Annotated in this window: 16 protein-coding genes; 5 read left to right on the forward strand and 11 right to left on the reverse strand. The window is 45.9% G+C overall.

Going from position 1 to position 14,213, the window contains the following annotated elements; translation table 11 throughout:
- Positions 1–9: 9 nt before the first annotated feature.
- Positions 10–480, reverse strand: a complete 471-nt coding sequence (locus B5D42_RS12545; protein WP_078831865.1) for a hypothetical protein — start codon at positions 478–480, stop codon at positions 10–12.
- 235 nt (positions 481–715) lie between these two features.
- Here B5D42_RS12545 and B5D42_RS12550 point away from each other — a divergent pair, with 235 nt between their 5' ends.
- Entirely contained in the window at positions 716–1,054 is a 339-nt protein-coding gene (locus B5D42_RS12550; RefSeq protein WP_078831866.1) for a hypothetical protein, read from the forward strand.
- Between the two features lie 150 nt (positions 1,055–1,204).
- On the opposite strand, the gene B5D42_RS12555 is transcribed toward B5D42_RS12550, so the two are convergent.
- Entirely contained in the window at positions 1,205–1,354 is a 150-nt protein-coding gene (locus B5D42_RS12555; protein ID WP_139367142.1) for a lmo0937 family membrane protein, read from the reverse strand.
- 132 nt (positions 1,355–1,486) lie between these two features.
- On the opposite strand from B5D42_RS12555, the gene B5D42_RS12560 reads away from it, so the two are divergent.
- Both B5D42_RS12560 and B5D42_RS12565 read left to right on the forward strand, forming a co-directional pair.
- A complete protein-coding gene (locus tag B5D42_RS12560) occupies positions 1,487–2,440 on the forward strand; it encodes a YihY/virulence factor BrkB family protein (protein WP_078831867.1) in 954 nt (317 codons plus the stop codon).
- A 35-nt stretch (positions 2,441–2,475) separates the two neighbouring features.
- On the forward strand, positions 2,476–3,681 hold the full coding sequence (locus B5D42_RS12565; protein ID WP_078831868.1) for an NAD(P)/FAD-dependent oxidoreductase: 1,206 nt from the start codon (positions 2,476–2,478) through the stop codon (positions 3,679–3,681).
- A 6-nt stretch (positions 3,682–3,687) separates the two neighbouring features.
- Here the strand turns inward: B5D42_RS12565 and B5D42_RS12570 are convergent, their stop codons facing one another.
- The 3 genes from B5D42_RS12570 to B5D42_RS12580 all read right to left on the reverse strand — a co-directional run bounded on the left by B5D42_RS12570 (position 3,688) and on the right by B5D42_RS12580 (position 4,734).
- Positions 3,688–4,050: a hypothetical protein gene (locus tag B5D42_RS12570; protein WP_078831869.1), complete on the reverse strand. Its 363-nt coding sequence runs from the start codon at positions 4,048–4,050 to the stop codon at positions 3,688–3,690.
- The gene (locus B5D42_RS12575; RefSeq protein ID WP_139367143.1) at positions 4,043–4,384 is read right to left on the reverse strand and encodes a hypothetical protein; all 342 of its coding nucleotides are present in this window, start codon (positions 4,382–4,384) and stop codon (positions 4,043–4,045) included. The genes B5D42_RS12570 and B5D42_RS12575 overlap by 8 nt, the downstream gene beginning before the upstream one ends.
- A gap of 80 nt (positions 4,385–4,464) precedes the next feature.
- Positions 4,465–4,734 carry a YtxH domain-containing protein gene (locus B5D42_RS12580; RefSeq protein ID WP_078831871.1) on the reverse strand — a complete coding sequence of 90 codons (270 nt, stop codon included), beginning with the start codon at positions 4,732–4,734 and terminating at the stop codon, positions 4,465–4,467.
- A 157-nt stretch (positions 4,735–4,891) separates the two neighbouring features.
- Here B5D42_RS12580 and B5D42_RS12585 point away from each other — a divergent pair, with 157 nt between their 5' ends.
- Together B5D42_RS12585 and B5D42_RS12590 are read left to right on the forward strand one after the other, a co-directional pair.
- The gene (locus tag B5D42_RS12585; RefSeq protein ID WP_078831872.1) at positions 4,892–5,227 is read left to right on the forward strand and encodes a response regulator; all 336 of its coding nucleotides are present in this window, start codon (positions 4,892–4,894) and stop codon (positions 5,225–5,227) included.
- A gap of 72 nt (positions 5,228–5,299) precedes the next feature.
- On the forward strand, positions 5,300–5,470 hold the full coding sequence (locus B5D42_RS12590) for a phosphatidate cytidylyltransferase (RefSeq protein ID WP_139367144.1): 171 nt from the start codon (positions 5,300–5,302) through the stop codon (positions 5,468–5,470).
- Between the two features lie 46 nt (positions 5,471–5,516).
- Here B5D42_RS12590 and B5D42_RS12595 read toward each other — a convergent pair whose 3' ends face one another.
- The 6 genes from B5D42_RS12595 to B5D42_RS12620 all read right to left on the reverse strand — a co-directional run bounded on the left by B5D42_RS12595 (position 5,517) and on the right by B5D42_RS12620 (position 14,149).
- Positions 5,517–6,017, reverse strand: coding sequence for a pyridoxamine 5'-phosphate oxidase family protein (locus tag B5D42_RS12595; RefSeq protein WP_078831873.1), 501 nt, complete (start codon positions 6,015–6,017; stop codon positions 5,517–5,519).
- Positions 6,018–6,043: 26 nt separating this feature from the next.
- Entirely contained in the window at positions 6,044–6,598 is a 555-nt protein-coding gene (locus tag B5D42_RS12600; RefSeq protein WP_078831874.1) for a hypothetical protein, read from the reverse strand.
- Positions 6,599–6,680: 82 nt separating this feature from the next.
- On the reverse strand, positions 6,681–7,916 hold the full coding sequence (locus B5D42_RS12605) for a multiheme c-type cytochrome (protein WP_176113001.1): 1,236 nt from the start codon (positions 7,914–7,916) through the stop codon (positions 6,681–6,683).
- A gap of 20 nt (positions 7,917–7,936) precedes the next feature.
- On the reverse strand, positions 7,937–9,337 hold the full coding sequence (locus tag B5D42_RS12610) for a glycoside hydrolase family 30 protein (protein ID WP_245825669.1): 1,401 nt from the start codon (positions 9,335–9,337) through the stop codon (positions 7,937–7,939).
- 165 nt (positions 9,338–9,502) lie between these two features.
- Positions 9,503–11,011: a RagB/SusD family nutrient uptake outer membrane protein gene (locus B5D42_RS12615; protein WP_078831943.1), complete on the reverse strand. Its 1,509-nt coding sequence runs from the start codon at positions 11,009–11,011 to the stop codon at positions 9,503–9,505.
- Positions 11,012–11,029: 18 nt separating this feature from the next.
- A complete protein-coding gene (locus B5D42_RS12620; protein WP_078831877.1) occupies positions 11,030–14,149 on the reverse strand; it encodes a SusC/RagA family TonB-linked outer membrane protein in 3,120 nt (1,039 codons plus the stop codon).
- Between the last annotated feature and the right edge of the window lie 64 nt (positions 14,150–14,213).

Genomic DNA, 14,213 nt, shown 5'->3' on the forward strand with positions numbered 1-14,213 from the left:
AACCGGTTATCAGAATGTATATCTCACGCCGAAACCACCCCAGCTGCCAACAAAGCCCCTGTTATCTCCGAATTCAAAGGAAGGCTGCCAGTCGAGCGAGAAGTTGATCGGCGCGCCGTTGATCTTGTAATCGAGACCAAGAACACCATCGATACCACCGACTGTAGTACTGTTGTTCGGGCCAGGAGGGTTATAAATGCCCAGGTGAGCACCAGGACCGATATACCATTTCAAGCCCGGAGCACCGTTGATATTTCCGTGTATCTCGTACAATCCTGTAAGTCTGAATCCATCTCTCCAGAAGAAACCAACAGCTTCGAGAGCGTTGTTGCCCTGTACAAAATGTTTCAGACTGATACCAGCACCATCCCATACTTTAACACCCAAAGCGGTTTTGTAAGAATAAGAGTTGGTAGTGGTTTGTGCACCGGCAAAAAATACAAATCCTCCCAGTACCATGCTTAATAAGATCTTTTTCATGTCCTTAGTTTTTTTGTTTTAAAAAGAGTTTCGGGTAAACTCATCATCCATCTATAAAATACTGTGCCTGAACTGCCGCAATGTGCCGAAATCTGTAGAAAAAAAGCTCTCTTTTTACGCATCCGCAATCTTTCTCCGATGGCACGGAAATTTATCCTGATAACTAAGTGATTCTTTCAATTCAAAGAATATTAACATCAGTAAATGAATATTCATTCCTAAAAGCAACAACATTATGAAAGCAATAGCCATCCCTTATCTTAAAACACTGGTAGAGTGTGTGAATAAAATGGTTACCGACGGTTACACTGAAGATTTTACGGTTGCAGACGGCAAGCTGAAATCGCTCAAGACGGAAAAGCTGTATTCACCCGCAGAAGTGAGTGTAGTAAACTTTTTCCGGTTTGAAGGGCAAAGCGACCCTCAGGATAACTCCATCCTGTATGCCATAGAAACTTCAGACGGCGCCAAAGGCACACTGATCGATGCATATGGTCCTTATGCAGATGAGAATATCAGTAAATTCATGACAGAAGTTGAGAAAATGGAGAAAAAGCCCAGGTCAGAAAAATAACAACCGTCCCCCTTTTTAATCAGCCACGGAAATTCCGTGGCTTTTTTATGTCTTTACCCTATCAGGCAACATCATAAAAAAAGGACCGCAGTGGAAACTGCAGTCCTTGTACCAATAAAAGTGACCGTGTATTTAAAAATATAATTATCGTCAGTCAGCCCGCCTGATCAGACCAAGCAGTAAGGAAATAACAGCCAGCACCAGGAGCGCATGGATCAATCCGGAAGAACTATAACCCACATATCCGATAAGCCAGCCGATTACCAGTATTACAGCGATTATATAAAGTATGCTTCTCATAAAAATCATTTTATAGAAATAGTAGAAATAAGCGTACCAAATATTGTCGGGTAAAGGATTTAAAGGGTCTGGGGAACTTATTCCCCAATATGTAGTGCCGGTTTGTGGAATAGGAATTTATCTGTCATAACCATGAAAAAAATAGGCAGTTTTTTCACCATTCTGAAGAAATCGATACAAGCGTTTAGTGAAGATGAATGCATGAAGCTGAGTGCGTCATTATCTTATTATACCATTTTTTCACTGGCGCCGGTGCTCATTATTGTGATATCGCTGGCAGGGCTTTTTTTCGGCCAGGAAGCTGTGCAGGGCAGGGTTTATTTTCAGATCAACAGTCTTATCGGTTCAGCTGCAGCCAAGCAGATCCAGGATATCATTGCAAATGTACAGGTAAGGCAGGGCGGTACAATAGGAACCATTATCGGTTTCGCAATCCTCATTATCGGTGCCACGGGTGTGTTTACCGAGATCCAGAGTTCCATTAATTATATCTGGAGCATCAGGGCCAAACCTCGTAAAGGCATTCTTAAATTCATCTTCAACCGCCTGATCTCTTTTTCGCTGGTGGTAAGTATCGGTTTTATCCTGCTGGTATCGCTCATCATTAATTCACTGATGGATGTGATGCACGACAGACTGCAGGTTCAATTCAGCAACGCATCGGTCAAACTGTTCTATGTACTGAATATCGTGATCATCTTTATTGTGATCACGGCATTGTTTACCATCGTTTTTAAGGTGCTTCCGGATGCAAAGATCTCGTGGAAAGACAGCAGAACAGGCGCTGCATTCACATCTTTTCTTTTTATCATCGGCAAATTCCTGATCGGTTTCTATATCGGCAATTCCAAGCTGGGCATCACTTATGGCACTGCCGCATCAGTTATAGTGATACTCGTCTGGGTCTATTATACATCTATCATATTATACCTCGGCGCTGAATTCACCAAAGTGTACAGCAACCAGGTAGGAAAAGGCATCAGGCCTAACCAGCAGGCGGTATATATTGTTAAAACAGAAAGCATAGAGATCAGTCCGGCAGGATCAAAGGAAAGGCCTGATAACACAGAGCAATCAAGCATATAAACAGTCATTCATATTACCAACCCAAGCACCGGATCATGGACCTGAGAAGCGGAAGTCCCTACTGGCTCTTAAAAAGCGGCATTTTACATCATTATCCTTCTTTGCAGCGGAATACACGAGCTGATATTGCCGTTATCGGCTGCGGCATCAGCGGGGCGCTTGCAGCTTACCGGCTCTGCCAGGCAGGTTACAGTGTGATCATGCTGGATAAAAGACATGTAGCTATGGGCAGTACTGCGGCCAGTACCTCATTACTGCAATATGAGATCGACACACCGCTTCATGAACTGGCAGCAAAGGTCGGACTTGAAAATGCGCTCACCAGCTACCGTTTATGCATTGAAGCCATTGAAGGATTGGGTAAACTGGCCAACAGCATGAACGATAACGCCGGTTTCAGCTACCGCGAAAGTTTCCAGTTTGCGAGTTACCGCAAACATGTTCCGGATCTGCGGAAGGAACTTGAACTCCGGCAGAAACACCGGATCTCTTCCGTGGAATGGCTCGATGCCGGTGATGTGAAGAAACAGTTCGGTTTTGAAGCACCCGCAGGTATTCTTTCTGCCGATGGCGCCGAAATGGATGCTTATTATTTCACACACGAACTGATCAGGCTATGCAGGGAAATGGGAGCAGAGGTTTTCGACAATACTACAGTAACCACCTTGCAACATCATAAAAAAGGAGTAACACTTATTACCGAAGACAATGCCCGCGTGGAATGCAGCTATCTTGTGATCGCATGCGGGTATGAATCGGAAAAATATGTCCCCAGAAAGATCCAGAAGAACCATAGCACATATGCGCTGGTAAGTGAGCCTGTAGAAAAGCAGTACCTCTGGCATCGCAACGCATTGATCTGGGAAACGGCTGTGCCCTATACTTACCTGCGCACTACGCCCGATAACCGTATCCTGATCGGTGGCAGGGATGATGATTTTTACAATGCAGACAGGCGTAACAAAGCCATTAAAATGAAACGGAAAAGGCTTGAACTTATTTTCGCCAGGATGTTCCCCGGCATTCCTTTTAAAACGGATTATGCCTGGGCAGGTACATTCTGCAGTACCAAAGACGGTCTGCCGTATATCGGAAGTATTCCTGAAAGACCAAGAACCTATTTCGCACTGGGGTTCGGGGGAAACGGCATTACATTCAGCTACCTGGCGGCCGATATCATTGCCGCACTCATAAAAAAACAGCAACACGAACATGCTGCTGTTTTTTCTTTCAACCGTTAAAGTGGATCAGATCTTTTTTTTGATCCAGTCTACGGCTTTACCGAAAATATTTTTAGGTTTATTCACTTCATGTGTAAGGTAATTTCTTACCAGCAGCGGGCCCAGTAAACGGGTGATCCAGCCCGCATTACGGAGTAATACCTTCTTCAGCAGGAAATTAACGCCCAGGTCAATGCCAAGGTTGGCCAGTGGGTTGCTTGTATCCCTGTTTGTCATTTTACCTACCGTGTTCAGCACATTTCCTACCGGCTTGAGTTTTTCTTTCCATTCAGCTATTTCTTTTGTAATCTCTGTTTTTGTTACGGCCAGCGAAGACTCGAGACGTGCCTGTTCGTTCAGAAGATCCTGGTATGTAGAAATCTTAGTCATAAATATTTTTTACTACGATGTTCTTAACAAAAGGGTAGAAAAGTTTTTTCCTGAGTACAACCAGCAACAGGATCAGCAGAATATAAAATCCGCCGATAATGGCAAAACCACCACTGAGGCTGTTGATCCGCTCACCTATCCAGTATGCAGCGGCAATGCCGAGGAACATACAAATAAAAAAGGTAAGCAGTGCGAGAAAAAAAGCGAAAGATACCCCTGCACTGATATCTGCTGTTTTTTTGTTGATATTGACAACAGTCAGCTTGTAATAATTTTCTGCATATTCCCCTGCCAGTGTAAGCAGATCTTTTTCTTCACTTTTTTCCTTTTCCATAATGGTCATTTTATTTAAGAAACGGGTGGCCGGATCCATGAAAGATTCAACCACCCCTTTCCAATGCTTTTGCGGGAAAATCAGGATACTGCCTCTTTAACTTTGTCACCCCTTTTCGTTACATCATTGTAAAGGCCTTCAGCCTGTTTTACAGCAGTTTGCGCTACGTCTTCCAGTTTACTTTTTCCTGAAGCGATCATGTCGGTTGCTTTGGAAGCCAGGTCACAGGCCGTATCGCTGATCTTTTTCCTTAATTCACTACCCTTGTCTGGTGCAATCAGCATCCCTATCGCCACACCAGCCGCAGCGGCGCCCAGCAGGCCCAGAATTAATTTTCCTTGATTTGTCATAATAAATGAATTTTAATTTTTTGTAACTACATTTATACTTTCTGGTATCGAAATAATCGTACCTGTAATAAAAACAAGGAGAAAAATCATTCTGAGGAATATTGTCTACATCATCCCAGTACACCGTATGGTATGATTTTGAAAATTATTTTTAGAAATGAAAAGAGTTTTGATCATCGATGACGAATTGGATTTGTGCCTGCTGCTGAAAGTGCATCTCACCAGAAAAAATTATGATGTGTCGCTTGCCCATACATTGAAAGAGGGCATTGCAAAAGCAACACAGCTGTCTCCTGATGTCCTCCTCCTCGATAATAACCTGCCCGACGGCATGGGCTGGAAAATTGTTGATCAGCTGCTTGCCGTAAACCCGGCCATGAAGATCACACTCATGAGTGCCTTCAAATCTGCGCATGAAGCAGAAGTGAACGACTCGGTCATCAAAGTACTCGAGAAACCCGTAAAACTGGCCGACATCGATTCCTTCCTGTAAGCATGGTCATTCCTCCCCTGGCCCGTCTTTTTAATTATTGTTATATATTATTTAACAGCTAAAAAGACGAATATGAAAAAGAACCTGGCATTTACATTACTATCAATCCTCTTATTTACACTCAGCGGATGTGCCGCTATTGAAGGAATATTCAAAGCTGGTATGTGGACTGGCATTCTTGCCGTTTTCGGAGTAGTTGTACTGATCATTATTATCATCGGCAATATCACCAAGAAGAAATAAAAAGAGCAGGCAAGCCTGCTCTTTTCGTTATAAAAACCTATGTGTGCTATAAATTCAGATCGCCGTGTACGCCTTTTACAAGGTTCTGGCCGGTTACCACGGATGCGAGCATTTTAAATGCCTGCATCATCTTGCTGCTGTCACTGTCCCAGTAATGCGCTTCGTCTGTTTTTACTTTTAACAAACAGATATCCGGGCTGTCCACTCCTTCCGGGAACCATACTTTTACAATCGGATTCCATTTGCTTTCCATGGTAGCCCTGTCAGTGATGATCGCTGCCCTTCCTTTTACATCCACATAAATTTCTTTTCCGGGATGCGCGAAGATCATGGCAACATCCTGATCATTACGGATGTCTTTGATCTTTTCTGAATTGAGACTGGTAAAAAACCAGGTATTGGCATCATCGTCCACATCCACAATGGCCATGGGTCTTGAAGCGTGGTGACCCGATTCGCCGGAAGTAGTGAACATACAGGTTCCTATTGCGCTTACCAGCGATTTATATTTAGCTACCGCTTCGGCGCTGTGAAGATTCTTTTCCATAAGTGATGATTTCTTCGTTTGATAAATTATTCCTTGCCTGAGAAAATATTTTCGATCTTATGCATGAGACCTGATACCGGACCTTCCATTTTATTGGTGCGGTCGTCCAGCGTGGTATCTTCCAGCAATTCGCCCATCTGCAGGGTTGCCGGGAGATATACCAGGATATTATGCCGTTCGTTGCTCATCATCGTTACTACCGATTCGGGCGTAACAGGCTGTTCGGTGTTTTCACGGATGATCGCTGTAACTGCATCCCAGATCCGGTTCATCAGGTCACGGGTTCTCTCGGCACCTGCAGTTCCGGTGGCGGCTACTTTCTGAACCACTTCGTCGGCTTTATCTCCGAAAACAACAGAGACTTTATCCCCCTGTGCCGGCTCATTAATCAGTAATGCTGCACCTTCTGCAGTTCTGGTCAGCTTGAAAATACCTGTAAGCATAGCTGTAACAGCTGCCTGGGCATGTGAATCTACCACCTGTCCTGTTTCAACGGATACATCCTGCCGGTTGGGGTCTACTTTTTCTAATGCGGGTAAAGCAAGTCTTTGCTGCACCGCTTCTGGAAGATTCGTTATCATAGCTTCATTTTACAGGTATAAATAAAAAAACTGTGCCTGTAATAAAGCCCGGAATAACAATAGTTTGCGGTAAGAAAGGGAGCTATTTTGGTTTTTGTGCAGCCGGATAAATGCCGATCCGGTGGCTCCTTAAATAATAAGCCGATAACTTTTCATTCCCGGCTTCCCGGAAACTGATTTTCCTCGATGCTTCCATGGGCATATGGCAATCGATGCAGTTGGTGAGCTGCAGATTTTGGGCTGTAACTGTTTTATGAACTTTTTCAGGCGCACTGTGGCAGCTCATACATTTCACAGAAGCAGCAGCTATTGTCTGCCGTCCATTGTGCACATTATGGCAACTGTTACAGGTAAGCACTTCGCTTTTTATAAAGCATTTACTCTGCGCGAGCAACTGCAATTGGTTGCCATGCACATCAGGTTCGGTATTCACCGACCTCGCATATTCAGGAAAGTAAAAATTAGAAAGTGTATCGCCTGGCTTAAATGAGAAAGTGCTTTTCTGGGTGGCTTTATCATTACCAGAATGACAAACCGCGCATGCATCCAGTTGCTGATTCCTGGACAGCATTTTTGTAACGGCAATACGTTGCGGTTTCTTTTCCGCCGGATTTGCAGTATGATAATTAACATGTTCCGCAGCGGGGCCATGACAACGTTCACAATCGATGCCATAAATGATTGTCTGTCGGTTCAGGTCTTCGTTAACCGTAAGTCCGCCGCCCGGTGTGAGTTCTTTATTGATATAGGAACTATGGCATTCAAAACAACGCGCAATGATCTGCCGTTCGAAATTGATCCTGTCTGCCGGGAAACCAGGGCTGTTGGCCCAGTTCTGGATTTCAGTAAAATGCGAGAGTGGCAGCTGGTATAATTTCCTGCCTTTCCAGTATGCGTAAGTAGTAGCTTTTTCGCCTGAACCAAAAGCCATATCGAAGGGATGTGCACCCAGTTCACGGTTATCCTGATAACCGGCCTGCACCAGGATGCTGTCCCTTTTTTCAATACGGATCCACAAATGCTGCCCCAGCCGGAAAGGGTTCACGGCAAGTGAATCCTGATCCGGAATACTTGCCTGTAAACGATTATGAATATTTCCCGCAGTATCCCGGCTGTATTGATAAGATGTGTTGTAATGTGCTGTCTGCAGGTAACTGTCATAAATATTCTTATGACAGTTACGGCAGGCTGCATCTCCGGCATACATGCTTCCCCGCGGATCGCGGGAAACGGCACCGGCGCTGTCGGTGCATCTTATCCATAAAAAAGCAAGTGCACAAAGTGCAGCAAGAACGTATACGGCTTTACTGATCCTCATGCGGCAGCTTTTTAACTGATTTACCATACATAGGTTCCCACAGACCCGTTATTGAGGGAAGTGGTAACATACCTGTTCTTAAAACCGATATTGAATACAGCGGGCGCATTTCCTTTATTTAAAACGATCAGTACTTTTTTTCCTTCGGGATTCCGGAAAGCCACGGTCAGCAGGTTACCTGTCTGATCAGAAGCCACACGAACAGATCCCGGCCGCACAAATTTGGACGCATGTGCGATGATATAATAAGACACATTCCTTTTAACACCGCCGCCAATGGTAAGTGCACCAAGACAGGTGTTACAGCCGCCATTCGTATAGGGTTTATACGCCTGGTCTGCAGCAAGATTCCATTCCAGTACATTACGGCTCCAGTTCCGGGTTGCCCCGATGATCAGGTTCTCCACATGCCATTGCAGGTCGCCCCCGAAGTTACCCGGACCACCTACCCATTGTTCTGTGAAATAAACATTTTTATCCGGATATGCAAGATGTACCTGCGATAATGCGCTGATCTGGCCGCCATACAGATGAAAAGCCGAGCCATCCACATATTGCCTGGCATCCGGATCAGCCAGGATTGTCAGTGGATAATCAGGCCTGTCTGCATTGTGATCATACACGATGATCTTTGTGCTGATGTTATTATTACGGAAAGCTGGTCCCAGGTGATTTTTAATAAAGTCTGCCTGTTCCGTTGCCTGCATCACCATACTTGGATTATTGCCGCCATGCAGGGGTTCATTCTGTGGTGTAATGGCATCTATTGTGATGCCTTCAGCTTTCATTGCTTTGATATATTTCACAAAATACTGTGCGTACACACTGTAATAAGCAGGCAGCAGGCTTCCGCCAACAAAGCTGTTATTGCTTTTCATCCAGACAGGTGCCGACCAGGGCGAACCGAGTATTTTGATATCCGGGAACAGTGCAACGATTTTTTTAAGCACGGGTATCAGGTCTTCGCGCTCCTTATCGATCGAAAAACGCTGCAGGGTCATATCGGTTTCCCCGGGTGCAAGATCGTTATAGGTAAAAGGAGATGCGCTCAGATCGGATGCGCCGATGCTGATACGGAGATAGCTTACACCGATATGCGTACTGTCAGTGAGAAATAGTTCTTTCAGCAAAGCATCCTGTTCTGCAGCCGGCAATGAATTGATATGTGTGGCACTTCCACCTGTAAGCGTATAGCCGAAACCGTCTATCTGCTGGTAAGTTTGCGTGGTATCTACCGTGATGGTAGTATTACTGTTGGTTTCGGAAGAAAAAAGCAGGCTTACGCGCTGCTGCTGAAATTGTACCGAGCCATCTCCCTGTGTCAGCCAGAAAGCCACATCGGTTTTTAAAGGCGTTGTTACCGGCGGCGATACGGGTGGATTGGAAATATCACGGTTGTTTTTTTTCTGACAGGAGGCCATCGTTGCTGATAAAAGCAAGAGGGAACATAAAATATAATTCGATTTCATAGTTATTGGATATTAGGCTGTTCATAATGTAGTAACAGCCGCCTTCCGGCAGCTGTTACTCATTTTTAAACCCCCGGTTTACGTTGCTTGCTGATTAAACCCAATCAAAACACGAGATCATTTATAACCTGGATTCTGTACCAGTTTGGTATTATTCAGTTCACGCTGGGGAATGGGCAGAATTTCATGTTTGCCTGCCACAAATCCTCTGAATCCCAGTACAGCAGGCGCTCTTCCGGTACGTACAAGATCGTACCAGCGGTGCCCTTCTGTTGCGAGTTCCAGCCTTCTTTCGTTGTAGATATTATCAAGTGTGGCTGTAATCGGTCCGAGACCTACTCTCGCACGTACCGCATTCAGAAGGTCTGCCGCACGGGTGAGGTTGGTATTGGATTGTACCAGTGCTTCCGCTTCCATCAGGTAAGTATCGGAAAGACGGATCTCGATGTAGTTATTCGGCCAGTTCAGTTCTGCCGCACCACCGCCTGTACTGCGCCATTGTGTTTTAGGTGCATATTTTTCGATGAACAGACCTGTATTGTTATAACCTTTCTCATAAGCACGCCCCGGTGCTGCATTTACAATACTATCTATATTGGCAATAGTGAATGGCTTACGCGGATCTCCTGCCATGGCAGCATTCAGCTGCGGCGTGATGGGATTGAAGCTCCAGCCGGAAACATAGGTAGGACCTGAATAGCCTCTCGGGCCAAACATGGTCACTGCCACGTTTCCTTCAAATGATCCCCAGTTGCCCCAGCCTGAGTTGGCTACAGATGTACGCACGATCTCGAAGATGGACTCTGTATTGTATTTATTATCCGGCCTGAAAATATCGCCGAAGTTGGTGAGAAGCTTGTAACCCAGCGTACTTGTTCCGCCTGGTGTTCCGTTCACATCTGCAAACTGCGCTGCAGCCTGTGCCCATTTTTTCTCATACAGATATACTTTTCCGAGCAGCGCTTTCGCAGCGCCTTTGGTTGCACGGCCACCTTCTGTAGCTTTGGGAACAGTTGTAGGCAGATCGGGAATTGCTTCGTTCAGATCCTTTTCCACCTGTGCATATACATCTTCAGGTTTTGCCTGCAGCACGCCATAGATCTCTGATGTGGTGAGTGGTGCAGTGAACAGCGGCACATTCTTGAAAATGCGCACGAGATCAAAATAGAAATAACCGCGCAGGAACTTGGCTTCCGCTATATATCTTTTCTTTGTGGCATCATCCAGTCCCGGAATATTACCCAGCCTGGAAAGGATCACATTGGCCCTTGCCACACCGTTGTAGTTACGGTTCCAGAAATCGCCCTGCGGGCCTGTTAATTCATCCAGCGTATATTTCTCCCATACCTGCCAGGTATTCATATCTGCCGGACCACCACCGCCTGCATAAGTATCATCCGATGCAGCATTCAGCGCTCCGAAATTGTGATAGGTATTCACGGTTTCAACGCCTAACGGATCATACGCTGCAACAAGTCCTGCAAAAGCTTCCTGCGGGTTCTTGTAATAATTTGTTTCCATAATGGTAGCACCGGGATCCACATCGAGGAAATCCTTCTTGCATGAACCTGCCATCGTAAGCACAACGGCAAGCAGTGCGGCATAACTGGTATTTCTGTTTTTCATTTTTTTCATTTTTTAAGATTAAAAACCAATGTTCACCCCAAACAGGAAAGAACGGGATTGCGGATACACACCATTGTCTGATCCGAATACATCCTGGGCACCGCCCACTTCCGGATCATAACCTGTGTATTTGGTGATCGTCAGCAGGTTGTTGCTGCTGAGATAAAACCTTACGCGCTGTATACCTGCTTTTGAAGTGATGGAACGTGGCAGTGTATAACCCACCTGCAGTGTTTTAATGCGGAAATAAGCACCGCTCTCCAGGGTGAAATCTGACGGATAAGCAAAGTTCCTGTTCGCATCATTTGTGCTGAGACGGGGGAAGCTGTTGCTGGTATTCTCACCTGTCCAGCGGTTAAGTGCTTTTGTCTGCCAGTTGGCTGATGGGATATCCAGCCTGCGCAATCCCTGGTAAATCTTATTTCCTGAAACGCCCTGTCCGAACAGTAAGAAATCGAAATTCTTGTAGTTCATGTTCAGCGTAATACCATAGGTCATGGTAGGAATAGCGTTGCCGAGCATTACACGGTCATCTCCGTTGATTCGGCCATCGTTATTCGCATCCACCCAGCGGAAATCGCCTGGTTTTGCATTCGGCTGAATCTTGGTATTGGACGGGCCGCCCACATAATCATCGATCTGTTTCTGGTTCTGGAAAATACCTGCTGTACGGAAACCGAAGAAGTAGTTATAAGGCAGACCAACAGATGTACGCTGCAGATCGAAATCACTGTTCTGGAAATTGGCACCTGTTCCGATAAAGGCAATATTATCACCCAGGTAAGTCACTTCATTTTTAACAAAGCCTACATTACCTCTTACATCGAAGTTCAGTTTACCGATTTCTTTCCGGTAACCCAGTTCGATCTCGACACCTTTATTGTTCATGTCTGCGATATTGGCCACCGGACTGCCGGTAGAACCTACATAACCGGGCAGCGTTACCGAACGGAGGATGCCGGTTGTCTTTTTATAATACCAGTCGAACGATAAGGTCAGGTTCCTGAACAGTACCGCATCAAAACCCAGGTCGAGCTGACTGGTCTGTTCCCATTTCAGATCGGGGTTGGAAGGGGCGTTGGGGCTGTAACCTGTTTGCAGGTTATCTACACCGAACGGATAGTTACGTCCGCCGCCTATTGTAGATACATATCCGAAATTACCGATCTCATCACTACCATTCACACCGTAGGAAGCTCTTACTTTCAGTGTATTCAGGATATTGTTCGGACGCCAGAATTCTTCACGTGTAGGTACCCAACCGATCGATCCTGACGGGAATATACCATATTGATGGTTGGCACCGAATCTTGAAGAACCATCACGGCGAACAATTGCAGATACCAGGTATTTTTCATCGAAGTTATAGTTCAGACGGCCGAACAACGATGAGATCGCATGTACGGTACCTTCCGAAGCACTTGCCGTTACATTGGCCGTTGCCACGTTGAAGTTCATGGAAGCATCTTCAAATGTGGTTACAGGCAGATTGGATTTGGTAACGGAAAGACCACTGGTGAAATTCTCACGGTAAGCACCCTGTGCTGCAAGTATGGTGAAATTATGTTTGTCGATAGACTTTGTATATGAAATGGTATTCTCTATATTCCAGTTGAACAGCTGGTTGCTGTTACGTGTGAACTGGTTATTGGTGCTTTGCTGTGCCGCGTTCAGGTAGTAAACGGGTCTGTAGCTGTCGCCGCCCCAGTAAGAAAGTTTGGCACCAAGTGTAGACCGGATCTTCAGGCCTTTGATCGGTTCCACTTCTACGTAGGCATTACCTACGATATCATCTGCAGATGAGAAGTTACCGCGCTGTGTACGCATGAAAGCTGCCGGGTTGGTCATCTCCTGTTGTACGTACTGGGAAATACCATAAGGTCTGCCGAGGTCATCACGAACCACAGGTTGAGTTGAATAAGGCGCTGCATTCGCGATGGCAGGATCAGTGATCACCACCGGAGTGATCGGATCCAGGTTGATGGCAGAACTCAGCGGGCCACCAAATTCGGTATTCGTACTGATACCCTGGTTGCGCGTACGTGCAAAGCCGAGGTTCTGTGCGAACGTAATATAATTACCGATCTTATGGGTGGAGTTCAGCCTGAGGCTGTACCGTTTCCAGTTCGAAATATCGCTGGCAACAATACCGGTCTGACTGAAATAACCGAAAGATGCATAATAGGTCGATTTTTCACCACCGCCGCTCAGGCTCACTTCGTGGTTCTGGATCGGCGCGCTTTCATTGAAGATCACCGATTGCCAGTCAGTTCCTTTTCCGAAAGAAGAAGGATTGGTAAAAATGGGAGCACCGCCGCCATTCACGGCAGCTTCGTTCCTCAATGTTGCATACTGGGTGGCATCGAGCAGATCGAGGCGTTTGGCAGGTGCCTGTGTACCATAATAACCATTGTAGTTCACACGCATGGTACCTGCTTTTCCTTTTTTGGTGGTTACCAGGATAACACCAGCGGCGCCCCTGGTTCCGTAAATGGCAGCAGAAGCGGCATCTTTCAGTACTTCTATCGACTCGATATCATTGGTATTCAGATACCCGATACCGCCGTTGTCAACGATCACACCATCAATTACCCATAAAGGATTGTTGGCGTTAATAGAGGTAACGCCTCTCACGCGAACCGTAGCCGCAGCACCCGGAGATCCGGATGTGGAAGCAATGGTAACACCGGAAGTACGGCCCTGCAAGGCCTGCTCTATCCGGTTGATCTGCTGGTTTTCGATGTCGGCAGCTTTTACGCTCGAGATAGCTCCCGTCACCACGCTTTTTTTCTGGGTACCATAACCGATCACTACTACATCCGAAAGCGTGGCGGTGTTGTTCTCCTCCAACTGGATGTTTACAGTACCGGCACCCGAGATGGTCTTTTCCGCATCTATCATGCCCTGGTAAGTGATCAGTAAGGTTGCACCAGATTTTGCATTGATGCCGAATTTTCCGTTTTCATCCGTCAGCGTGGCGGCTGAGGTTCCCTTTACGGATACCGTAGCGCCAGCAAGCGGCTCTCCGGTCTTTTTTGATGTTACTTTTCCGGTAACCGGAATGTTTTGTGCTGTTACAGCGGTAAATAGCCCCTGTAACAATAGGAGTGCACAACAGAGTAGAAATTTACATTTCATATGGCAGCGTTTGATTTAGATCCTTAAAAATATCCTATATGAAAGCGGTTTGTCGTTTTTTTAC

It is taken from the genome of Sediminibacterium ginsengisoli (assembly GCF_900167075.1).
GTDB classification, from domain to species: Bacteria; Bacteroidota; Bacteroidia; order Chitinophagales; family Chitinophagaceae; genus Sediminibacterium; species Sediminibacterium ginsengisoli.